Here is a 21,768-nt window from a genome sequence, read left to right as displayed (position 1 = left end):
CTACTGGAGGATCCAGGTGGCTGAGCCGGCGTTTTTACACGCCTTGCTGTCGCCGCCGACTTTGACGCAGTCCTGTTTGGCGGCGCGCGCGCGACGCGGCAGATCTTTGCGCAGCGTTGATTTGTAGCGCGCTTCCGGCACGCCGGCGTTGGCCTGGATATACCCCATCAGATCGCCCCCGCGGATGGCGGAGATCGCCAGCCAGTTGTTTTCCACTTCGCCCAGCGCGTAGAACGCGGCGGCGTTGTCCAGGCTGCCGACGGCGGTGCCGGTATAATTCGGGCTACTCATGATGCTGGCGGCATACAGGCTGCGGTACTGCTCACCGATCGGCTTGAACTGTTTCGGCGCGCTTACCGCGGCGCGGTGCTGCAGGGTGACGCCGTTGACTTCACTGCTGATGAGGGCGTCGTTATTGAGCGCCGGCGGCGGTGGCGGCGGGGTGGAACAACCGGCAAGCGTCAGGGCGGTCAGCAGCGTCAGGGTAATCCGTGTTTTCACAATGTCCTCTTTTTCTTGATTGAATGGCTGTGTAATAAGGCGCCGTCATCAGGGCGCAAGCAGCAACACTTTTAATTGGCTCGGCACGATGCGCATGCCGAGCGCGTTGGTGGAATTCTGCAGGCTGAGGCTGGTCAGCCGGGTGGCCGGAGTGCCTTTGAGCAACACGGTAAAGGCGCCGGTCAGGTGGCGGGATGGCCCCATCACCGTCCCGGAAGCGACACCGGTGGCTACGCCGGGGTTGTCGCCGTTGGTCAGGGGCGTTACCGTCGCCATGTTGTGCGCCGGGGTACCGACGAACAGAATGTTGAACGCGTTCGGGATGGCGGTCGGCGCGAGGGCGATATCCGGGTAGGGTACGGGCACCGGCGCCGGGCTTGGCGTCAGACAGACGTCGGGAAACGCCAGGTCCACGCCGATCATTTGGCTGTTGGCAAACATAAAAGGCCTCCGCAGGTTATCCGACGTGGATTTGTTCTGAATCCAGCTTGGTGATGTCTTTTGAGGTAATGAGCGTGTTGCGGGCATGAATGCGGGCGTAATCTTCCGCCTGATAATCCAGCTGCCCGGCGCGCACGTGCTCGGTTTGGCGCACTTTGCGGAACAGCGAATGGCTGATCTGGCTGACCGAATGCCACAGCGACTCGCAGCGTTTACCGACCAAACGGCTGATGCTGACGAAGGCCGACAGCTCTTCGCCGCTGTATTTCATCTTGTCGACGTGGCAGTCGCCGCTGTTCGCCTGCAGCGTCATGGCGTCGCCGCTCAGTTTCAGCGCCTGCGCGCTGTGCAACGACAGCGAGCCGTTCGGCGTTTCAATCTGCAGATCGCCTGCGACGCAGAGCCGCGCCGTGCTTTGCGGCTCTGCCCGCTCGAGGACGGCGATCGCCCACAGCTGGTGGCCGCAGCCGGCGACCAGCACGTTATCGCCGAGGGCCGGCGTCAGCAGGCAGCTCGCCGCCCGGCGACAATGCCAGCCACGACCTTCACATTCCACCACCAGACTGCCGTCCGGCAACAGGTTGACGACCTGGCCAGCGGCCTGTTGGGGCGGTGCGATGTTGACGGCGCGAGTTGTGTTGGCAACGCTCATGGTGATCCCCTCGTGAAGTGGTCAATGCATTCAAATTCGGCTCTGGCGCTGTGCGCTCCAGGTTTCGGCGGCGTACAGCTCTTCGTCGCTCTCGAGGATCCCGCTGCGATCGCTCCAGCGCGTTTGCTGCTGGTGGGCGCGATGCATACGGGTGCGCATAAAGCGCGCGCGCCGGAAATCGGCGGCGCCAATGTCGGCATAACAGAAGTCGGCGTAGGTCAGGTCGCTGTCGCTGTAATCACAGCGCGCCGATCGGCTGTGCTGAAATACGCATTGATACAGGCGCGCCTGGCTGAAGTTGGCGGCATCCAACGTCGCTTCGCTGAAGATCGCCTGATCGAACTGCCCGCCGCGACACTGCGCCTGAGTCAGATTGGCCTCCAGCCACAGCGACTGCTGCGCCTGTACGCTGGTCAGGTTGGCGCGCCGCAGCGAAGCGCCCTTGAAATTGCTCTGGCGCAGCGTCGCCTGGCTGAAGTCGACGTCGTCCAATTGGTTATCGGTAAACTGGCAGGCGATCAGGCTCTGCCCGGCGTAACTTTTGCCGCGGTGGTCACATTCGAAAAACGTGACGCGGTCGAAGTTCACGCCTTCAAACTGCGTTTTACAGAGATTTAATCGAAAGAACGTGACAAGGCATAAGCGCGCCTGATTCAACATGGCGCCGTCGAGCGGGCTTTCGTAAAAGGTAGTGCGATCGTGCTGAGTGGCGGAAAAATTCGCGCCGGCCAATTGGCACGACATCCAGTGACTTTGGTTGAGCGACAGCCGGCTGAAGTCGCTCTGTTCAAGCCGGCAATCGTTGAACATCGTCAGTTCGATATGGCTCTCGCTGAAGCGGCTGGCCGACATGGCGCACTGATTGAAGGCCGTTTGCTTCAGATCCGCCCGCGTAAATTGTGCGTGTTCGAGCTGGCAATCGCTGAAAACGCTGTCGCGCAGATCGCAGTCAGAGAAGTTCACGCCGTTCAGGTTCAGTTCGTTGAACATGCCGCCGGCCAAATCCAGACCGGCGAATGACAGGCCGTGCAAGTCCTCTCCGGCGATCGGCTCGCCGCGTTTTACGCGCTGGCGTATCTGCTCTGGTTTTGAGGTCATACTTCCTTCCCGTTGTGGCGAGGCAATGTTTTCACCCTGGCGGTATAGGCGCTCTCGAGCCGGGTTGCCTGATCCACTTGCGACTGCGACAGGTCAGCCCGGAACAGATTGGCGCCCTGCAGGTCGGCGCCTGACAGCACGCATTTTTGCAGGATAGCCGCAATGAAATTGGCATCGCGCAGGCTGGCGCGAGACAAATCGCTGCGGATGAACAGGCTGCCACTGCCGTTGGCCTGGCGGAAATCGGCCTCGTTCAATCGGGTTTCCGACAGATCGCAATTATTGAGACGCGCCCGGCTAAAATTGGCCCGCTGCAACGGCATCTGGCGTAAATTGCACTGGTTTAGCGTCGCGTCGCTGAAATCCGCCTGCGGCAACAGTGTCTTCGCTGCAAAGGCGCAGGCCGTGAGACGTGCGGCGTGGAAGCTGAGGCTTTGCGTCTCGGTGTCAACCCAGGCGCAACTTTCCAGCCGCGCCTGACTGAAGTTCACCGCCAGCAACCGGCATTTGACGAAGCTGACTTTGTCGAGCCGGGCGTGGCTGAATGTCAACTGCTCCAGCTGCAGTTCCATCAGGGTAATGTTGGCCAGCGTGGCGCGGCTGAAATCACATTGTCCGAGCAAGGTTTCGTATCCCAGCAAATCGCGTAATGACGCCATCGTGAAATCGCAGCGTTGAAACAACGTTTGCTGAATATTAGTCTCATGCAGCTGCGCGCCGCCGAAATCTGTCGCTTCGCATTTCGCCAGGGCCAAAGAGGCGTGGCTCAGATCGGCCTGCTGCAAGACGGCGCCGCTGAGATCGGCGCGCGCCAACATCGCCTCGCGAAGATCGCAACCCACCAGTCGGGTTTGGCGTAGATTGGCGTTTTCCAATAACGCGCCGCGTAAGTTAGCCTGGCAGAGATCCATGCCGGACAGATCGGCGCCGGTGAGATCAAGGCCGCTGAGATCTTTATCGCGCAGCATGGCGGCGGCGACGCGTTGGCGAATGATTTGCGCCAGATCGCCACTTAAGCGCAGTGCAGGGCTTTGCGCCTGCGCTGACATTAAATACATTTGGTGCAGCGCGCGCTCGCTTTCCCCCAGTTGCTTCTCGCTGAACGCGTCGGGATGCTGGCGCGCCTCCTGGAACAGCAGATCGCGCTGCTGCTGGTAGCTTTCCGCACCGGAGGGCGACACGTGATCCCCTCCGGGGTTAAGCGGATCGATACCCTCGGCGTGCGCCAGCTTGAGCATGTCCTGATACTGCACCTCGGCCTGGCTTTCCAGACGCTCGACGAATTCGGCGAGTTGGTCCAGCTTCGGCGGCGCTTCTTGCGACGGTAGCGGGAACAGTTCATCGATGTCCTGGCCTTCACGCAGCAGGCGCTGGCGATGCTCTTCGCGCTGCTGGTGCTCGTAGGCGGCGATATTTTCCGCCATTGGGCTTTGCTGCGTCGGCGTTTCCGTATCCAGCCAGGCACCGATGCACGCCTCCGGCAGCAATTCTTGTTCGCGAAAAGCGTGCAAAGCACCCTGTTCTTTATCCAGCCGCTGGGCCAACACCTGCCGATAATGCGCGGTGGAACGGGGCTCCCCTTCGGTTTCCAGGGCCGGCATCAGTTGCATCACGTCGGCGGCATCGTCCTCATTGATGCGCGCGCTACCCTGATAGATCAACAGCATCTGTTCCCGATGCGGGAAGAACCAGACGGTGGTATGGCGCATCGCGATCTCTTCGAAATGCGTTTCACCGCCGCGCAGTCGGTTGATGAAGCAGCGCGCGCGCCACGGCGGTAAATGCCCTTGCTGCACCGGTTCTGAAGGGTGCATATTCCAAATCCGATAGGCAGCCCGCGGCGGCAAGCTATCACGTTGAGGAAACTGCTGATCGCTTTCTGCCATGTTGAACAGGCGCCAGTCGATATCGTTGGCGAAGCCGGGAAAGCCGTGCTTCAACCAGTCGGCGTCGTAGTTTTTACCGATGCGGGAGAAGCGACGCGGCCAGGTGATATCCAGCGCGTCAAAGCTTGCCGGCAGGGCGCTTTGCCGAGGAGACGCAAGGCGTCCCTGCAGCGGTTCAACATTGGGTAGGCGATGGATGCGGCCCTGCGGAAATGTTTCGGGAGTGGCGCCGATGCCGTGCGGATTATCGGCGAACTGGGTGCCGCCGTAAGCCCGGCGCCAGTCCAGACGCATTTCTGCAAAGGGAAGAGGCGTGGAGGGGCGATCGTTGATCCAATGGCGATCGCCGAAAACCACCAGCGTTTTCTCCAGCGAATCAAACTGGATCTTCACGGCGCAGGCGGTTTTGTCTTGTTGATGGTGGGTGTAGGCGTTGCCAGTGGCGAGAAACTCCGCACAGGCTTTTGGGATAGCCAGATCGAGCACGCCGCCACTTAACGTAAGTTCGTCGGCGGCCAACTGCCACAGTTCCGGTTCGGGGCGCAGACGCGGGGAGGCCCCCATGTCGGCCAAGGCCAAAACGGAAACGCCCAGATGATTTTGCCCTTGCCAAGAGAAGGGGCGATGAAGCGCGCTGAGGCGCAGAGGTTTTACGACTTTCATTGTGTGTGTAAAGCTTCCTGTGGATATCAGCTGGCAGCCAGGCTGCTTGCTCAAAAACAATCCGTTTTTCGGTTTAATAGATATCAGGCTACGTCACAACAGATGAAGAAAACGATGCGGCGTTCAGCGCCGATCGCTAATGCGGGGAGAGTCCCACTTCGAAATGGATGATCAAGAGGACAGTGCGTTGTCCTTCCCGTTTATTCCGCGAACCAGCAGCACGGCGGCGACGGACAATGACGCGGCGATCGCCTTGGCGGTAAATTGGCCGGTGCTCTCCAGGTGATAGGGCGCAAAAAATCCGACGCCGGCGGTGCTCAGAACCAGCAGCGCGACGAGCGCCGCAAAACAGGGCAGCTCTATCGCCAGCGTCAGTCTGCCGGGTGTCGCCGCACCGAGGTAACGCATCAAAAAACCGGGCAAAATCAGGAACCCGATCAGCTCTGCGGGAGCATTCACCGCAGACATCACCTGCTGATTGTATTTCAGGAGCGCTAGCATCAGCGCGACAAAGATCAGCAACCGCATGGGTAAGGCGGCCGCTCGGCTTGCCGACAAAAAGGTTTTGCCGATCGCAGCGAGCAATACGCAGCCGACCAGGATGCCAAAGACGGTAAACAGGATCTGTCCCCAGAGGCTGTCCTGCGTCGAAAAGGCAATGAACGCGCCCATCGTGACACTTCCTTATGCAAGATGATTTAGCGAACTGATGAACGATAAGCCGTTTGCAGAACGTTGAAATCGGATCGCGTAATTGAAGGGATCCTTTTCGCTCAAAGCCGGGAAAGCTCTTCGATCACCGCTTTTTTGGGGTTCTTCGGATCGTACTTTATCGCGGTGAAATGGCCCGGCTGATAACGCGGCAGATCCACGACGCTGATCGGGCCTTTCGCCACGGCCGTATGGTTTTTTCCGTCTTGGGCGATGTACTTGACTTCGACTTCGCAGACCGGCCGATTTCCGTCCCACAGGTTGGTCTGGCGAATGCTGACGATTTGCCCGGAAGCGGAAATACCGTTCTCCATCACGCTGAGGGAAGAACCGATATGTTTGAAATAACCCCAGATATCGACCGTGATGAATTTGAAAAAACCCACCAGACTGAGGATGGGAGCCAATAAAATCAACCCGATAACGGTGAAAACATTTTTGGCCTTCGACATGGGAGTCCCTTTACAAGAAGATCGCCAGCGCCTTGGTGCTCAATCGTAAGGCACCGTTGGTGACCAGCGCGCCAAGCTGAGTGAACGTCATGGGATCATTACTGAGCTTGAAATTGGTTTTGCTGATCGACAGCGGGTTATGCGAGATATCCAGCATCGTGTGTTTAAGGCTGGTCGCCGTCAACGAAAGATTGGAGCCGTAGAAGGCAAAATTGGCCCCGGTCGCCACCCATTTCCAGCCGTGGCAGTTATCTTTCCAGTTCGGCGTTTGTACCGAGACGCCGTCCGCACTGGTGATATCAATGGTTTTCGCCTTGATGGTCAGCGTGCCGGTGATCGTCGTGTTCTGGTTATTATTATAGGTTTCGGTGACATCCCCGGTCACGGTAGCGGTCTGGCCGCCCGCTTCAATCGTCAGGACTTGCCCGCCGGCAGTAATGGTGGTGTGCTGACCGCCGGCGGTGATGTTGACGGTCTGCCCCTGCTTGATGGTGCTGGTCTGTTGCCCTTCGGTAATGTCGAGGGTCTGGTTGCCTTTCACCGTGACATGCTGGGTTTGCGTAATGTTTTGCGTCTGCGCGCCGTCAAGCTTGAAAGACTGATTGCCGGTGATGTCGATTTTATCGCCGCCGTCGATAATCGTCAGGTCGCGGCCGCCTTTGATGTTCACCGTCTGGTGAGCGTTCAGGTTGGCGGTGTCCAGCCCATTGACGGTCGTCGTGCGTTTCGCTTTGTACAGGAACGTGGCGTCGCCGGTGACGGTGTCGTCCTGCTGGCGCCCGATGGTGGTGGTGCGACTGCCGTCAATATTGACGTTCTTGTCGTTTTCCACCGTCATGTTCATGTTGCGTTCGGCATGCATGTCGAACGATTCGTTGCCGGGCGAGTCTTCCAGGAACAGGAAGCTGGCGTTGTCGGCGCCGCCGCCTTTACTGCGGCTCATAAAGCCCATTTTAGTGGCGTCGCCGGGCAGATCCCACGGCGGCATGCTGTCTTCGTTGTAAACGCGGCCGGTGATGATAGGGCGATCCGGATCGCCGTTGATAAAGTCGACCACCACTTCCTCACCCACGCGCGGGATCTGGATCCCACCGTATTTCCAGCCGGCCCAGGCGCTCGAGACGCGCACCCAACAGGAACTGGTTTCATTGCCGCTGCCGTGGCGATCCCAACGGAATTTGAGTTTCACCCGGCCATATTTATCGGTCCAGATGCTTTCGCCTTCCGGGCCCACTACTTCGGCAGTTTGCGGGCCGTGGGTTTTCGGCCAAGGCGTGGTGCGCGCCGGGCGCCAATTGATGTCCGCCGGAACGACCTGAAATTCGGTTCGCTGCTCGCCAACATCATTATCGTTGCTGGCGTAGCTGTTTTCCTGCATGAAGTACTGCGCGCTGACCACCAGGTAGGCGCGGTTGTCTTCCATACGCGGCGCCTGGGTCAGTTGAAAACGGTAGCCGGGCGCAATGCCCTGCGAATTGCCTTCGCCGCTCATCTGCTCGTGCTGCGCTTCGAACTCCTGTTGGCGAACCTTGACGTAAAACTGGCCGTGGGCGTGATCGGTATAGCGACCGGGCCAGTCGAACACCTCGGCTTTGTCCTGCGCGAACGAGGCGGGATTCTGCCGGGCCTCCAGCAACCGCGCGCGCGGCTTACGAAAATCGTAGTCATCCAGGCTATAGAGGCTGGGCGTGATGGCGTCAGAAACGCTCCAGCTATTGATGCTGTCCTTGTTTTCCACCAGGCCGCCTTCCGCGAGCTGGTAGGGAATGCTGGCGTAGCCGGCGAGTTCCTGATGGGCCGCCGGCGCGTCAGCCAGCACCAGCGTATGGCCGTCTTGCTGGTGCGTGAAATAATAATAGATGCCTTCGTGTTCCATCAGACGGCTGATGAAATCGAAATCGCTCTCCTGATACTGCACGCAGTATCCCCAGATGCGGTAGTCGTAACTCAGGCGGTTATCGATTTTCACCTGATACTGCCCCAGCACCTGAGTCAGGATGTCGGGAACGGTTTTTTCCTGGTGGATGCGAAAATCGCGGTTTTGCGTCAGATACCACAGCGTGGGGCGCAGCACGGCGCGGTAGATATAGTAACGGTTGCCGCCAGCTTCTCGGCCGGAGAGGGTCATGCGCGTGATATTGCCGTTGAGATAACGCGGTGCCAACGGATTGCCCCGCAGCTCCAGCGTGATTTTTTGTCCCAGCAGCGCTTTCAGATCGAGCCGATTGTCGGGGCTGAGCAACTCGACGTCGAACTCGAACAATCCGGCCAGTTTTTCCTCGCCGGAAAGGCTTCTGAACAACAGCTGATGGGAGGGCAAGGGCGTGTGCGCAATGATAAGACGATCCATACTATTCCCCGCTTTAGGCATAGCTACCGCACGAGAATTGACGCGCGATCCCGATGGCGTATCTGTCACGAATAGAGACAGGAACTGACGAAAGATTTAACAAAGTTTACACAAAGGCACGATTTGTGCAGTCTACAATAGAGCTCTGCATTTGCAAAATAGCCTTGTGGATCAATGCTCAATTCGTTAACTTGCTCACGATCTTGTTTTTTATTATCTAAAACATATAGATGCGAGCAAATCATTTTTTATCTCAAATTATTGGGAAATTGGTAATACCAAAGAATAAATGTGTAACACATAAGTCAACGTGCTTATAAAACAACTCTTTTTTTACGTAAAAAAAGTCGCTGACTGTTTTTTATCCTTACCATTTGCCAGTTAAAGATGATCAAATATATAAATTTGGCGAATGTTAATTCGGATGATTCCTATTTGGTGGGCGTCCCAGGGCCCACCGACGGGCCTGGGAACATGCGTTTGAACGGTTGAAAATGCAGCGAATGCCGTCGTTAACGTGGAGAGGAGTCGAAGGAGAGTTGACCTACCAGCTCGCAGAGCCAGATTAAAGCCGGGTCGCGTTGCGCCTGCCGGCCGGCGATCAGCTCAATGGGGAAAGGCGCGATGGCCAACTCGTCAGGCAGCGGGAGAATGCGTACGCGTTGCGGATCGGAAAAATGCCGGGCCGCGCTGGCGGCCAGCGTGGCGATCAGATCGCTGTCGGCGACCACGGCCGGCAGAGCGGCAATATGTGAAAAGGTCACGGCGACTCGCCGCTGACCGCCGATTTCCGCCAGACGCCGGTCGACCAGCCCTCTGGCAGAGCCATCGTCTGCCGGTGCGTACAGCCCATGCGGCAGGCTGAGGTAGCGTGCCAGATCCCAGCGGCCATCCGCCAGCTGGGGGTGTGAACGGCTGGCGATACACACCAGGTGCTCTTCAAACAACGTGCGCACATAGTGGCTTTCCGCACCGGAAAGATGTCCTCCCAGCGCGATATCCACCTCGCCGCGATCCAGTTGCCGATAAATATTGTGGCGATCCAGACGCGAAACGCGAATATCGATGCCGGGGGCGGTCTGACGCAACCGGCTGATGAGGGTGGGCAGCAGCAAGATATCGGCATAGTCGCCGGCCGCCAGCGTAAAACGCCGCTGCCCGGCGGTGGCCGGATCGAAACGGGCAGGGGGGGCCAACGCCAGATGGATCTGTTCAAGCACCTGCTGTATTTGCGGCATCAATTGGTGGGCGCGCGGCGTGGGTGACATGCCGCCGCCGCTGCGCACAAACAGGGGATCGTTGAGAAGAATGCGCAGCCGCGCCAATGCATTGCTGACGGAGGGCTGAGCGCGGTTTAGACGCCGGCCTGCGGCGGTGACGTTGCGCGTCTGATACAACGCCTCAAACACCACCAGCAAGTTGAGATCGACGCTGGCTAAATTCATTTTATGAATACTCTATATACAGATAATCCATTTCCAGAATCATACTGTGTTCTTTAGGCTGAAAGCACACAAATTTAGCCTTCAATCAGGGGAAATGATGAACAAAGTCTTGGTCACCGGCATTGAGCCGTTCGATGGCGATGCGGTGAATCCTTCCTGGCAAATTGCGCAGGCGCTGGCCGGTGAACATATTGCCGGCGCGGAGATCGCGGTGCTCGAGCTGCCCTGCGTATTGGGCGTGGCCAATCAGCAATTGATCGCGGCGATTGAGGCGCTGCAGCCGCTGGCGGTGATTTGTCTGGGCCTGGCCGGCGGCCGGGCCGAGATTTCGCTGGAACGGGTGGCCATCAATCTGATCGATGCCCGCATTCCCGACAATGCCGGTAAACAGCCGATCGACGTACCGGTGGTGGCGGGCGGGCCGGTAGGGTATTTTAGCACGTTGCCGGTGAAGGCCGCAGTGCAGCAGCTGCGCCGACAGGGGATCCCGGCGGCGGTCTCTTATACGGCAGGTACCTATAACTGCAACCATATTTTTTACGGTCTGCGGCACTATCTGGAGACGCAGCACGTGAGTGTCAGGGGGGGATTCGTACATATTCCGTACAGTCATGAACTGGCGGCGTCCCATCCGGGCAAGCCGAGCATGGCGCTGGCGACGATGGTGGAAGCGGTGCGCACGGTCGTACAGGTGACGCTGACGGTAGAGGAAGATGTGCGATTCGGCGACGGCGCCGTACATTAAAAGCAGGGCGTGGTGTACCACGCCCTGCTACGGGTTATTCGTCGGCGACGCGGATCACCAGTTTGCCGAAGTTTTTGCCCTGCAGCAGGCCGATAAACGCCTGCGGCGCCTGCTCCAGCCCATCAACGATGTCCTCGCGGAACTTGATTTTCCCCTGTTCGACCCAACTGCTCATTTGTTGCAAGAATTCGTCAAAGCGTGAGCCGTAGTCGTCGAAGATGATAAAGCCCTGCATGCGGATGCGTTTGCGCAGGATCAGCCCTTCCAGCAGGGGCAAGCGGTCCGGCCCCGCAGGTAATCCGGTGGCATTGTAATGGGCGATGATGCCGCACACCGGAATGCGTGCTTTGGTGTTCAACAGCGGCAGCACGGCGTCGAACACCGCCCCACCGACGTTTTCGTAATAGATGTCGATGCCTTTTGGGCAGGCGGCCGCCAGCTGTTCGGCAAAGTCAGGGGCGCGGTGATCGAGACAGGCGTCGAAACCCAACTCTTCCACCACATAGCGGCATTTTTCCGCACCGCCGGCGACGCCGACGACGCGGCAGCCTTTCAGCTTCCCGATTTGGCCGACCACCGAACCGACCGCACCGCTGGCGGCGGCGACCACCAGCGTTTCACCTGCCTGCGGTTGGCCGATGTCGAGCAACCCCATGTAAGCGGTAAATCCCGGCATGCCCAGCACGCCCAGCAGGCGGGAAGGATGCGGCAGGTGCGGGCCTAGGTTGCGCAGGCCGCTGCCGTCAGACAGGGCGTAATCCTGCCAGCCGTCATAACCCAACACCCAATCGCCGACGTTGAAATCGGGATGCTGTGAAGCCGCCACGCGCGATACCGTACCGCCCACCATGACCTGACCGATCTCCACCGGCGGCGCGTAGGAGGGGGCATCGCTCATGCGCCCGCGCATATAAGGATCCAGCGACAGATAAACAGTGCGCAGCACCAGCTGCCCGGCGGCGGGCTGCGGTGCGGGGACGGTATCGAGACGGAAGTTGGCCGCCGTCGGTTCGCCGTGCGGACGCGAAGCCAGCAGGAAGCGGCGGTTCTGTTGAGAAGGGGACATCGAAAGCTCCTTTGCGTTGCGACAAACAAGATTCGTTAAGCCTAGTCCAGGGGCGGCAAGGCAACGTTACCGAATGTGCTTAGCCTTAGAGCGGAACGATCAGCACGTCGATATGGCTGATATTGATAAAGCGGGCGGCGGAACAGGAGACCTTATTCATCATGCCGTCGCGATGGTTGCCGCAGAGCAGCAGGTCGAACGGCTGACGGCGGCTGGCGTATTCCAGGCTATCACCCAGCTCGCCGTGCACGATCAACGTATCGGCGATCGGGTAACCGGCGCGTTGACGCAGTTCCTCCATAAACAGCCGGGTTTCCTCCTCCATCAACGTGCGTAAATCGCCCAGCATTGGCCCGGCGAAATTATTGTACATTTCCGGGTTGGCGAGCGTGCTCAGCAAGGTGATGCTGCCGCTGTAAGGGCGGACGATGGAGACGGCCTTTTCCACCAGACGGTGGCTGTCAGGGGCAACGGCAACGGTGACCAGAACGTTTTGATACCCCATATCCTACTCCTTGTTGTATCCATCGTGTTTCAGGCTGCCGCATCGGTGGCCTTGGTGGAAGTCTTGCGTCGGATAAAGGGTAGAACCTGGCGGGTGGAATAAATGTGTTTCGCATCACGCGCGGCAATAAAAGCTGAATTTGCACCGGTTATATAGCAATAAAAGATAAAACCGTTGCCGCACGTAATTTCACTGAATTAAAGCACCTGCGTCCACAGCGTTTTCGGCACCTTGCCCAGATCGAACAGTTTACCGGCAACCAGCTCAGCGCGACGGTGGTCGGCAGCGCGGTACATATTGCTCATTTCTGTATCATTTTCAATGGAGTAGTTCAGTTTGTCGTACACCTTCTCCAGGCTGTCCAAAGAGGAGCATTTACGGAATGTCAGCAGATATTCGAGCGTATCGGTCATGATTAAAATATAGCCTGTTAATAGTTAAAGCCGGGTGAATAACACATCGGCGGCTCACGGCGACGCCGTCGAGGTAGCGATGTACGACCTGACAAAAATCATTTCAAGTAGATAAATTGCACTGGGTAATGATGTCACGCCGCCCGTAGCGGCGCTTTGATAAATCATAATATGCCCGTGCGCCGTCAGCAATCTCATCCTGCTGATAAATGGAGAAATAGGGAAAGTCTCAGGGCGGCTGACGGCAGACGCGTCGTCGTCGCTGCTGTGCACAAGCACGCGCTGCCGTGCCAGGCCTCATTCTGCAGTGATTTTTTCACCCGGCCGCGGCATTGGGTGGTGTTTTTCGCCGCCGCTGACGTTAAAACGCCGTTTTTCTCGATGGAGAAATATGAAGAGTAAAACAAAACTGCGTTTTATTTTATGACCATAAGGGGATGAAATCGTAAGCCATGTAAATAATCATCTGGGGATGAGGGGAAATTATCACGACGACAAAAAAGAAATAAAAAGCATTAAAGTTTTATGGCGTGCTGCCGATATATCGTTTTGGCGGAATTTAACGCAAAAAAAGTATTCTTGCATCGTGCTAATACGGAAACATATCGTTACGTCTGTGAGCTTGTTCACTACGCCCGCGAATCATTGATAAGCCATAATCACCTGATGTTGAAAATTAAAACAGCCTCAGGCTGGGGGCTTAAGTCAAATCCGATAGCTAATAACCTTATAGTTTACACTGGTTATTTTTCAGCTTGGATATTTTTTAGTAACTCAAATGGTTATTTATACTGAGTTTGTTGCCTATATACAGATTTTTGTTCTGTTATTTTGGTTTGGTGATGCTTTTGTTCGAATTGATCTAAAAAAGATAATTTTTTGGCGGATAAACATTGTTTTTAAGACGTTTTTTTACCTATGGTTGTTTTGTGTACAAAATGGCGGTCAATAAGTGAGCGTATTTGGGGGTATTTGGCTTAATTATTTTTTATTTTTGTGATCTATGTCACATTGTATTTAAAATTGCCTCTCACTTACATTGTGTGTGCTAATGGTTCGGGGGTAGAGTTGCGCTGCTTTAGGAATAATCTTATTAAATTTGTAAAAATAGTTTCATGGTGACTAAACACTATCGAAGCAGAATGCTGTACATCCATACACGTAGGTTTACGCTCGTAGCAAATACTGAACAGTGGTCGAATTTAGCGATTGTAGAAAATTATAGCAGTCGTTTTTGAGAGATTAATTTGCCAACTTTGGGAAACAACCCAAGTCACGGGCGATAAAATTTATCACCCAGCGTATGTTTTTAAACATAGTCTGTCGGGATGGGGAATATGGGTACGTCTGAATTACTTAAGCATATTTATGACATCAATTTGTCATATTTACTTTTAGCACAGCGTTTGATCAACGATGAAAAAGCGTCTGCGATGTTCCGCCTGGGTATTGATGAAACCATGGCCGATGCGCTGGCGCAGCTGACTTTGCCGCAAATGGTCAAACTGGCCGAGACCAACCAGCTAGTTTGCCACTTCCGCTTTAACGAAAGCCAGACCATCGAACGCCTGACCAAAGAGTCGCGCGTCGACGATCTGCAACAAATCCATACCGGCATTTTGCTATCAAGCCATTTACTGCAAGAGCTATCGAGTAAAGACGCTAGCCCGACGAAGAAAAGAGCCTGATGATGGTTGAGAAAAGTATCGTTCAAGAAGCCAAGGACATTCAGCTCGCTATGGAGCTGATTTCGCTGGGAGCCCGACTGCAGATGCTGGAGAGTGAAACTCAGCTCAGCCGCGGGCGCTTGATTAAACTTTACAAGGAGTTACGCGGCAGCCCGCCGCCAAAAGGAATGTTACCGTTCTCAACCGACTGGTTTATGACCTGGGAACAAAATATTCACTCGTCGATGTTTTACAACGCCTACCTGTTTCTGATGAAAAGCGGGCAGTGCAGCGGAGTGGAGGCGGTGATCAAAGCCTATCGCCTCTACCTGGAACAGTGCCCGCAGCAGGCCGGCGAGGCGCCGCTGCTGGCGCTGACCCGTGCCTGGACGCTGGTGCGTTTCGTCGATAGCGGCATGTTGCAGCTCTCCGCCTGCAGCTGCTGCGGCGGCGCATTTATCACTCATGCGCATCAGCCGCTGAATGGTTTCATCTGCAGTTTATGCCAACCTCCATCCCGCGCCGTAAAAAGACGTAAACTTTCGCCGCAACTGGCCGATATTATTCCTCAACTGCTGGACGAGCAGGTCAAACGCGCCATTTGAGCCGCCACGTTGCCGGCTCTCGGCAATGAATACCGACGTGTGATACGCAGGGGCGGCATGCCGCCCCCAGACACGCAGCCTGGTCTGTCGCGCCAGGGCGCGTTTGCCCCACCTTCCATCCACATTGTTAATTTAAGGAATGCGTGTGCTAGTTATTTTGGGTTATCTCGTGGTATTGGGTGCGGTGTTTGGCGGCTACCTGATCGTGGGCGGTCATCTCGGTGCGTTATACCAACCGGCGGAGTTTCTGATTATCGGCGGGGCGGGTGTCGGCGCTTTCATCGTCGGCAACAACGGCAAGGCGATCAAGGCCACGCTGCGCGCGCTGCCGCGGCTGATGCGCCGTTCCAAATACAACAAAGATCTGTACATGGATCTGATGGCGCTGTTGTTCCGCCTGCTGGCCAAATCGCGTCAGCAAGGCATGCTGTCGCTCGAGTTCGACATCGATAATCCGCAAGAAAGTGAAATTTTCTCTAATTATCCGCGCATCCTTGCCGATAACACCCTGGTGGAGTTCATTACCGACTATTTACGGCTGATGGTGAGCGGCAATATGAATGCGTTCGAGATCGAAGCGCTGATGGACGAAGAGATCGAAACCTACGAGCAGGAAAGCGAAGTGCCCGCCGGCAGTTTGGCGATGGTGGGTGACTCCTTGCCTGCGTTCGGTATCGTCGCGGCGGTGATGGGGGTGGTACACGCCCTGGCTTCGGCCGATCGGCCGGCTGCGGAACTGGGGGCGCTCATCGCTAACGCCATGGTTGGTACTTTCCTCGGTATTCTGCTGGCCTACGGCTTCATCTCGCCGCTGGCCACGTTGCTGCGCCAGAAGAGCGCCGAAAACGTCAAGATGATGCAGTGCATCAAGGTCACGCTGCTGTCGAGCCTGAACGGATACGCACCGCAGATCGCGGTCGAGTTTGGCCGCAAAACGCTGTATACCACCGAACGTCCTTCTTTCGTTGAGCTGGAAGAACACGTGCGCCGCGTGAAAGCGCCGGCGCAGCAGGCGACGGAAGAAGAAGAAGCATGAAACAGAATCATCCGGTCGTTCTGGTCAGAAAGCGCAAGTCGCATCATGCCGCCCATCACGGCGGCTCCTGGAAGATCGCTTATGCCGACTTTATGACGGCGATGATGGCGTTCTTCCTGGTGATGTGGCTGCTGGCGATCGCCAGCCCGCAGGAGCTGACGCAAATCGCCGAATATTTCCGCACGCCGCTCAAGGTTGCCCTGACCAGCGGCGACAAGAGCAGTTCCGAAAGCAGCCCAATCCCGGGCGGCGGCGACGATCCTACGCAACAGCATGGCCTGGTGAGAAAGCAGGTCGACTCACCGGACTCGCGCGCCGAAGAGCTGCGCCTGAACAAGCTGCGCGAAAAGCTGGATGAGTTGATTGAGTCCGATCCGCGCCTGAAGGCGCTGCGTCCGCATCTGTTGATCAACATGATGGATGAGGGGCTGCGCATTCAGATTATCGATAGCCAGAACCGGCCGATGTTCAAAACCGGCAGCGCGCAGGTCGAGAGTTATATGCGCGATATTCTGCGGGCGATAGCGCCGATCCTCAACGACCTGCCGAACAAGATCAGCCTGTCCGGCCACACCGATGATATCCCTTACGCCACCGGCGAGCGCGGCTACAGCAACTGGGAACTGTCGGCCGATCGCGCCAACGCCTCCCGACGCGAGCTGATTGCCGGCGGCCTGGCGGAAGGCAAGGTGCTGCGGGTGGTGGGCATGGCGGCCACCATGAGCCTGAAACAGCACGGCGCCGATGATGCGATCAACCGTCGTATCACCGTGCTGGTGCTGAACAAGCAAACGCAAGAGGGCATCGAACACGAAAATGCCGAAAGTAACGCGATGGATATCGCCCAGCCGGATAGCCTGAAGCAGCTGGCGCCGTCGGCGACTGCGCCGGCCAGCCAAACGCCGGAACCCCAGGCGGTAACGCCGACCGATCAAGCGACGCCGCCGGCGATGGACCCTGTCGCCCAATCGCAGACATCCCCGGCGATAGCCCCGGCCGGCCAAACGCCGGAACAATCGGCGGCTGCGCCCGCACCGACTAACCGCGACTCACAGCCAGAGGTGACCCCGTGAGCATGGACATTAGCGATTTTTATCAGACCTTCTTTGATGAGGCGGACGAGTTGCTGGCCGACATGGAGCAACACCTGCTGGAGCTGGATCCGCTGGCCCCCGATATCGAGCCGTTGAACGCCATCTTCCGCGCGGCACACTCGATCAAGGGCGGTGCGGCGACCTTTGGCTTTTCGGTGCTGCAGGAAACTACCCACCTGCTGGAGAACCTGCTGGACGGTGCAAGACGCCAGGAAATGAGCCTGAGCACCGAGATTATCAACCTGTTTCTGGAAACCAAAGACATTATGCAGGAGCAACTGGACGCCTATAAAACCTCGCAACAGCCTGACGCCGAAAGCTTTGAATACATTTGCCAGGCGCTGCGCCAGCTGGCGTTGGAAGCGCAACAGCAGCAGGAGGCACCCGCGGTTCAACCGGCCGTTCAGCAGCCCGTTGTTCAGCACGCAGCCGCGCCGGCGGCGATCGAAGGCGGCATGCGCATCAGCCTGAACGGGCTAAAAGCCAGTGAAATCCCCTTGATGTTGGAAGAGCTGGGTAACCTCGGCGAGGTTAAAGACCCGCATCAGACGGAACACAGTCTGGACGTGACGTTGCTCACCTCCGCCAGCGAAGACGACATCAGCGCCGTGCTGTGCTTCGTGCTGGAACCGGAACAAATCAGCTTCTCGACGCCGACGCAAAGCGTGCCGGCCGTCGCGGAGGCGAACTTACCGGAAGCGGTCGCCGTGCCGGAACCTGCGCCGGTCGCCAGCGCCGTGCCGCCTGCCGCCAAACCGGCGGCCGCAGCGGCGGAAGCGCCGAAAGCGCGCGCCAAGGCGAGCGAATCCACCAGCATTCGCGTGGCGGTGGAAAAGGTGGATCAGCTGATCAACCTGGTGGGCGAGCTGGTGATCACCCAGTCGATGCTGGCGCAACGCTCCGGCACGCTGGATCCGGTGAACCACGGCGATCTGCTGAACAGCATGAGCCAGCTGGAGCGTAACGCGCGCGATCTTCAAGAGTCGGTCATGTCGATCCGCATGATGCCGATGGAATATGTCTTCAGCCGCTACCCGCGCCTGGTGCGCGATTTGGCCGGCAAGCTGAACAAACAGGTGGAACTGACGCTGCAGGGCAGCTCCACCGAACTGGACAAGAGCCTGATCGAACGGATTATCGATCCGTTGACGCACCTGGTGCGCAACAGCCTCGATCACGGTATCGAAGAACCGGCCACCCGCATCGCCGCCGGTAAATCGGCGGTGGGCAATCTGGTGCTGTCGGCCGAACATCAGGGTGGCAACATCTGTATTGAGGTCATCGACGATGGCGCCGGCCTGAACCGCGAAAAAATTCTCGCCAAGGCCGCGTCGCAAGGGCTGGCGGTGAGCGACAGCATGAGCGACGAAGAGGTCGGCATGCTGATCTTTGCTCCGGGCTTCTCTACCGCCGAGCAGGTGACCGACGTTTCCGGCCGTGGCGTCGGCATGGACGTGGTGAAACGGAATATTCAGGAGATGGGCGGCCACGTCGAGATCCGTTCACAGGCCGGTAAGGGCACCACCATCCGCATCCTGCTGCCGTTGACGCTGGCGATCCTTGACGGCATGTCGGTCAAAGTGAACGACGAAGTCTTTATCCTGCCGCTGAACGCGGTGATGGAATCGCTGCAGCCGCAGGCGGAAGACTTGCACCCGCTGGCCGGCGGCGAACGCGTGCTGCAGGTGCGCGGCGAATACCTGCCGCTGGTGGAGCTGTATCGGGTATTTGAAGTGGAAGGCGCCAAAACCGACGCCACGCAGGGCATCGTCGTTATCCTGCAAAGCGCCGGCCGCCGCTATGCGCTGCTGGTGGATCAGCTGATCGGCCAGCATCAGGTGGTGGTGAAGAATCTGGAAAGCAACTACCGCAAAGTGCCGGGCATCTCCGCCGCGACCATTTTGGGCGACGGCAGCGTAGCCTTGATCGTCGATGTCTCGGCGTTGCAAACCTTGAACCGTGAAAAGCGTCTGACGGACGCCGCCGCATAATAATGAGTTTATTGATTTAAAAGGTGAATGATATGGCAGGATTGGCAGCCGTCAGCAAATTGGCTGGCGAAACGGTAGGGCAAGAGTTTCTGATTTTCACCCTGGGCAACGAGGAGTACGGCATCGATATCCTCAAGGTGCAGGAAATTCGCGGCTACGATCAGGTGACCCGCATCGCCAACACCCCGGCGTTCATCAAGGGGGTCACTAACCTGCGCGGCGTGATCGTCCCGATCATCGATCTGCGGGTGAAATTCTCGCAGCAAAGCGTGTCTTACGATGAGAACACCGTGGTGATCGTACTGAACTTTGGCCAGCGCGTGGTGGGCATCGTGGTTGACGGCGTCTCCGACGTGCTGTCATTGACCGCCGAGCAGATCCGTCCGGCGCCGGAGTTCGCGGTGACGCTGGCGACTGAATACCTGACCGGCCTCGGTTCGCTGGGCGAGCGCATGTTGATCCTGGTGGATATCGAAAAGCTGCTGAGCAGCGAAGAGATGTCGCTGGTCGACAGCGTGGCGAAAAGCGTCTGATTCATGATCCCAGGGGGCAGGGCGCTGCTCCCTTCATCCATCACTCTTCCTGACCTGTCGCGATGCCGCAGACCGTACCAGTAACCCCCACTAAAAATAGTTACTTTCCCGCATAAAGTTTTGCCGCGCGGCGCCGATAACTCTCACATTCAACGTCATCAGAGCCTGTCTGCGCGGGCTTCAACAAGGGAAATCATGTTAAATCGTATGAAGGTGGTCACCAGCCTGTTGCTGGTGTTGGTGCTGTTTGGCGCCTTGCAGTTGATTTCGGGCGGACTCTTTTTCTCCTCGCTGAAAAGCGATAAGGAAAACTTTACCGTCCTGCAAACTATCCGCCAGCAGCAGCTGCAGCTGAGTGAAAGCCGCGTTGACCTGCTGCAGGCGCGCAACTCCCTGAACCGTGCCGGTATTCGCTACATGATGGATACCAACAAGATCGGCAGCGGCGCCACCATTGATGAACTGCTGGCCAAGGCGAAAGAAGAGCTGGGCGAAGCGGAAAGACACTATGCCGCTTACGAAAAAATCCCGCAGGATCCGCGTCAGGACCCCCAGTCGGCGGAACGCGTTAAACAGCAATACGACATTCTGTACGGCGCGCTCTCCGAGCTGATCCAACTGCTGGGCGAAGGCAAGATCAACGCCTTCTTCGATCAGCCTACGCAGAGCTACCAGGACAACTTTGAGCAGAGCTACAACGTTTACCTGGAGCAAAACGGCAAGCTCTATCAAATCGCAGTCGACGGCAGCAACAGCTCCTATAACTCGGCCATCTGGACGCTGATCGTGATCCTGGTGGTGGTGCTGGCGGTGATCGTACTGGTCTGGACCGGTATCCATCACATCCTGGTGCGCCCGCTGAACCGCATGATCGATCACATCAAACAGATCGCCGCCGGCGACCTGACTCAGCAAATCGTCGTCAACAGCCGCAACGAAATGGGCGTGCTGGCGGCCAGCCTGAAACACATGCAAGGCGAACTGATTGAAACCGTCAGCGGCGTACGTCAGGGCGCGGATGCCATCTACAGCGGCGCGTCAGAAATCGCTGCGGGCAACAACGATCTCTCCTCCCGCACCGAGCAGCAGGCCGCGTCGCTGGAAGAGACCGCCGCCAGCATGGAACAGCTGACCGCGACGGTGAAACAGAACGCCGAAAACGCCCGTCAGGCTTCACAGCTGGCGTTGAGCGCCTCCGAAACCGCACAGAAAGGCGGCAAGGTTGTGGCCAACGTGGTGCAGACCATGCATGACATCGCCGGCAGCTCGCAGAAAATTGCCGATATCACCGGCGTGATCGACGGTATCGCCTTCCAGACCAACATCCTGGCGTTGAACGCCGCGGTGGAAGCGGCGCGTGCCGGCGAGCAGGGCCGCGGCTTCGCGGTGGTGGCCGGCGAAGTGCGTAACCTGGCGCAGCGCAGCGCGCAGGCGGCGAAAGAGATCAAAGGCCTGATCGAAGATTCGGTCAGCCGCGTCGATATGGGCTCTGTGCTGGTCGAAAGCGCCGGTGAAACCATGGGCGACATCGTCAATGCCGTCACCCGCGTGACCGACATCATGGGCGAAATCGCCTCGGCGTCGGACGAGCAGAGCCGCGGTATCGATCAGGTTGGCCAGGCGGTAGCGGAAATGGACCGCGTCACCCAGCAGAACGCCTCGTTGGTGGAAGAATCCGCCTCGGCGGCGGCGGCGCTGGAAGAACAGGCCAGCATGCTGACCCAGTCGGTGGCGGTATTCCGCCTGAGGTCGGAAGGCCAGGAAGAGTTTAAAGCGCCTGTCACCAACAAGGCGACGGTAACACCGGTAATCAATCATAAGAAAATGAACGCCAGCGATCTGCAGGATAACTGGGAAACGTTCTGACCGGTATCGGGCCTCTCTCGCAGGGGCCCTTTTCCCTACGTAGGCCGG

At 57.6% G+C, this 21,768-nt stretch carries 20 protein-coding genes; 8 read left to right on the top strand and 12 right to left on the bottom strand.

Annotated elements, in window-relative coordinates; all coding sequences use genetic code 11:
- The 9 genes from tagV to ACMGGW_RS13565 all read right to left on the bottom strand — a co-directional run bounded on the left by tagV (position 1) and on the right by ACMGGW_RS13565 (position 10,199).
- On the bottom strand, positions 1–501 hold the full coding sequence (gene tagV / locus ACMGGW_RS13605; RefSeq protein WP_197832288.1) for a type VI secretion system accessory protein TagV: 501 nt from the start codon (positions 499–501) through the stop codon (positions 1–3).
- Between the two features lie 48 nt (positions 502–549).
- Positions 550–942: a DUF4150 domain-containing protein gene (locus ACMGGW_RS13600; protein ID WP_004934933.1), complete on the bottom strand. Its 393-nt coding sequence runs from the start codon at positions 940–942 to the stop codon at positions 550–552.
- A gap of 16 nt (positions 943–958) precedes the next feature.
- The gene (locus tag ACMGGW_RS13595; RefSeq protein ID WP_025303284.1) at positions 959–1,594 is read right to left on the bottom strand and encodes a DUF3540 domain-containing protein; all 636 of its coding nucleotides are present in this window, start codon (positions 1,592–1,594) and stop codon (positions 959–961) included.
- 30 nt (positions 1,595–1,624) lie between these two features.
- On the bottom strand, positions 1,625–2,692 hold the full coding sequence (locus tag ACMGGW_RS13590) for a pentapeptide repeat-containing protein (RefSeq protein ID WP_025303283.1): 1,068 nt from the start codon (positions 2,690–2,692) through the stop codon (positions 1,625–1,627).
- Positions 2,689–5,241, bottom strand: coding sequence for a DUF2169 domain-containing protein (locus ACMGGW_RS13585; RefSeq protein ID WP_197832287.1), 2,553 nt, complete (start codon positions 5,239–5,241; stop codon positions 2,689–2,691). Before ACMGGW_RS13585 ends, ACMGGW_RS13590 begins: the two co-directional genes overlap by 4 nt.
- Before the next feature lie 171 nt (positions 5,242–5,412).
- Positions 5,413–5,913: a hypothetical protein gene (locus tag ACMGGW_RS13580; protein WP_197832286.1), complete on the bottom strand. Its 501-nt coding sequence runs from the start codon at positions 5,911–5,913 to the stop codon at positions 5,413–5,415.
- A gap of 101 nt (positions 5,914–6,014) precedes the next feature.
- Positions 6,015–6,404 carry a DUF3592 domain-containing protein gene (locus ACMGGW_RS13575; RefSeq protein ID WP_025303280.1) on the bottom strand — a complete coding sequence of 130 codons (390 nt, stop codon included), beginning with the start codon at positions 6,402–6,404 and terminating at the stop codon, positions 6,015–6,017.
- 10 nt (positions 6,405–6,414) lie between these two features.
- Entirely contained in the window at positions 6,415–8,754 is a 2,340-nt protein-coding gene (locus tag ACMGGW_RS13570) for a type VI secretion system Vgr family protein (RefSeq protein ID WP_025303279.1), read from the bottom strand.
- Between the two features lie 512 nt (positions 8,755–9,266).
- Entirely contained in the window at positions 9,267–10,199 is a 933-nt protein-coding gene (locus ACMGGW_RS13565) for a LysR family transcriptional regulator (protein ID WP_025303278.1), read from the bottom strand.
- A gap of 97 nt (positions 10,200–10,296) precedes the next feature.
- Here ACMGGW_RS13565 and pcp point away from each other — a divergent pair, with 97 nt between their 5' ends.
- The gene (pcp, locus tag ACMGGW_RS13560) at positions 10,297–10,944 is read left to right on the top strand and encodes a pyroglutamyl-peptidase I (protein WP_025303277.1); all 648 of its coding nucleotides are present in this window, start codon (positions 10,297–10,299) and stop codon (positions 10,942–10,944) included.
- Positions 10,945–10,978: 34 nt separating this feature from the next.
- Here pcp and ACMGGW_RS13555 read toward each other — a convergent pair whose 3' ends face one another.
- The 3 genes from ACMGGW_RS13555 to ydgT all read right to left on the bottom strand — a co-directional run bounded on the left by ACMGGW_RS13555 (position 10,979) and on the right by ydgT (position 12,928).
- A complete protein-coding gene (locus ACMGGW_RS13555; protein WP_025303276.1) occupies positions 10,979–12,010 on the bottom strand; it encodes an NADP-dependent oxidoreductase in 1,032 nt (343 codons plus the stop codon).
- Positions 12,011–12,095: 85 nt separating this feature from the next.
- Complete coding sequence (uspC, locus tag ACMGGW_RS13550) at positions 12,096–12,515, bottom strand: universal stress protein UspC (RefSeq protein WP_025303275.1); 420 nt, start codon at positions 12,513–12,515, stop codon at positions 12,096–12,098.
- Between the two features lie 197 nt (positions 12,516–12,712).
- Entirely contained in the window at positions 12,713–12,928 is a 216-nt protein-coding gene (gene ydgT, locus ACMGGW_RS13545) for a transcription modulator YdgT (RefSeq protein ID WP_025303274.1), read from the bottom strand.
- Positions 12,929–14,265: 1,337 nt separating this feature from the next.
- On the opposite strand from ydgT, the gene flhD reads away from it, so the two are divergent.
- The 7 genes from flhD to tsr all read left to right on the top strand — a co-directional run bounded on the left by flhD (position 14,266) and on the right by tsr (position 21,720).
- On the top strand, positions 14,266–14,616 hold the full coding sequence (gene flhD / locus ACMGGW_RS13540; RefSeq protein ID WP_004934891.1) for a flagellar transcriptional regulator FlhD: 351 nt from the start codon (positions 14,266–14,268) through the stop codon (positions 14,614–14,616).
- Positions 14,616–15,200, top strand: a complete 585-nt coding sequence (gene flhC, locus ACMGGW_RS13535; protein WP_016927281.1) for a flagellar transcriptional regulator FlhC — start codon at positions 14,616–14,618, stop codon at positions 15,198–15,200. Before flhD ends, flhC begins: the two co-directional genes overlap by 1 nt.
- Before the next feature lie 145 nt (positions 15,201–15,345).
- Positions 15,346–16,236, top strand: a complete 891-nt coding sequence (motA, locus tag ACMGGW_RS13530; RefSeq protein ID WP_015378266.1) for a flagellar motor stator protein MotA — start codon at positions 15,346–15,348, stop codon at positions 16,234–16,236.
- On the top strand, positions 16,233–17,309 hold the full coding sequence (gene motB / locus ACMGGW_RS13525) for a flagellar motor protein MotB (RefSeq protein WP_197832285.1): 1,077 nt from the start codon (positions 16,233–16,235) through the stop codon (positions 17,307–17,309). The genes motA and motB overlap by 4 nt, the downstream gene beginning before the upstream one ends.
- Positions 17,306–19,321, top strand: a complete 2,016-nt coding sequence (gene cheA / locus ACMGGW_RS13520) for a chemotaxis protein CheA (protein ID WP_197832284.1) — start codon at positions 17,306–17,308, stop codon at positions 19,319–19,321. Before motB ends, cheA begins: the two co-directional genes overlap by 4 nt.
- Positions 19,322–19,353: 32 nt before the next feature.
- Positions 19,354–19,854 (top strand): chemotaxis protein CheW, encoded by a 501-nt coding sequence (gene cheW, locus ACMGGW_RS13515; RefSeq protein WP_025303271.1) that lies wholly within the window; start codon positions 19,354–19,356, stop codon positions 19,852–19,854.
- Between the two features lie 195 nt (positions 19,855–20,049).
- Positions 20,050–21,720, top strand: a complete 1,671-nt coding sequence (gene tsr, locus ACMGGW_RS13510) for a methyl-accepting chemotaxis protein (protein ID WP_089195993.1) — start codon at positions 20,050–20,052, stop codon at positions 21,718–21,720.
- Positions 21,721–21,768: the final 48 nt, after the last annotated feature.

The sequence above is a fragment of the Serratia sp. BNK-4 genome (assembly GCF_048685115.1).
GTDB classification, from domain to species: domain Bacteria; phylum Pseudomonadota; class Gammaproteobacteria; order Enterobacterales; family Enterobacteriaceae; genus Serratia; species Serratia bockelmannii.
Note: the sequence above shows the minus strand (reverse complement) of the source record. Positions and strands in the feature narration are given on the sequence as shown.

What these genes read in the sequence shown, in the direction of transcription:
- ACMGGW_RS13600 (WP_004934933.1), bottom strand. Translation starts at nt 942, where the DNA reads ATGTTTGCCAACAGCCAAATGATCGGCGTGGACCTGGCGTTTCCCGAC.
- ACMGGW_RS13595 (WP_025303284.1), bottom strand. Translation starts at nt 1,594, where the DNA reads ATGAGCGTTGCCAACACAACTCGCGCCGTCAACATCGCACCGCCCCAA.
- ACMGGW_RS13590 (WP_025303283.1), bottom strand. Translation starts at nt 2,692, where the DNA reads ATGACCTCAAAACCAGAGCAGATACGCCAGCGCGTAAAACGCGGCGAG.
- ACMGGW_RS13585 (WP_197832287.1), bottom strand. Translation starts at nt 5,241, where the DNA reads ATGAAAGTCGTAAAACCTCTGCGCCTCAGCGCGCTTCATCGCCCCTTC.
- ACMGGW_RS13580 (WP_197832286.1), bottom strand. Translation starts at nt 5,913, where the DNA reads ATGGGCGCGTTCATTGCCTTTTCGACGCAGGACAGCCTCTGGGGACAG.
- ACMGGW_RS13575 (WP_025303280.1), bottom strand. Translation starts at nt 6,404, where the DNA reads ATGTCGAAGGCCAAAAATGTTTTCACCGTTATCGGGTTGATTTTATTG.
- ACMGGW_RS13570 (WP_025303279.1), bottom strand. Translation starts at nt 8,754, where the DNA reads ATGGATCGTCTTATCATTGCGCACACGCCCTTGCCCTCCCATCAGCTG.
- ACMGGW_RS13565 (WP_025303278.1), bottom strand. Translation starts at nt 10,199, where the DNA reads ATGAATTTAGCCAGCGTCGATCTCAACTTGCTGGTGGTGTTTGAGGCG.
- pcp (WP_025303277.1), top strand. Translation starts at nt 10,297, where the DNA reads ATGAACAAAGTCTTGGTCACCGGCATTGAGCCGTTCGATGGCGATGCG.
- ACMGGW_RS13555 (WP_025303276.1), bottom strand. Translation starts at nt 12,010, where the DNA reads ATGTCCCCTTCTCAACAGAACCGCCGCTTCCTGCTGGCTTCGCGTCCG.
- uspC (WP_025303275.1), bottom strand. Translation starts at nt 12,515, where the DNA reads ATGGGGTATCAAAACGTTCTGGTCACCGTTGCCGTTGCCCCTGACAGC.
- ydgT (WP_025303274.1), bottom strand. Translation starts at nt 12,928, where the DNA reads ATGACCGATACGCTCGAATATCTGCTGACATTCCGTAAATGCTCCTCT.
- flhD (WP_004934891.1), top strand. Translation starts at nt 14,266, where the DNA reads ATGGGTACGTCTGAATTACTTAAGCATATTTATGACATCAATTTGTCA.
- flhC (WP_016927281.1), top strand. Translation starts at nt 14,616, where the DNA reads ATGATGGTTGAGAAAAGTATCGTTCAAGAAGCCAAGGACATTCAGCTC.
- motB (WP_197832285.1), top strand. Translation starts at nt 16,233, where the DNA reads ATGAAACAGAATCATCCGGTCGTTCTGGTCAGAAAGCGCAAGTCGCAT.
- cheW (WP_025303271.1), top strand. Translation starts at nt 19,354, where the DNA reads ATGGCAGGATTGGCAGCCGTCAGCAAATTGGCTGGCGAAACGGTAGGG.
- tsr (WP_089195993.1), top strand. Translation starts at nt 20,050, where the DNA reads ATGTTAAATCGTATGAAGGTGGTCACCAGCCTGTTGCTGGTGTTGGTG.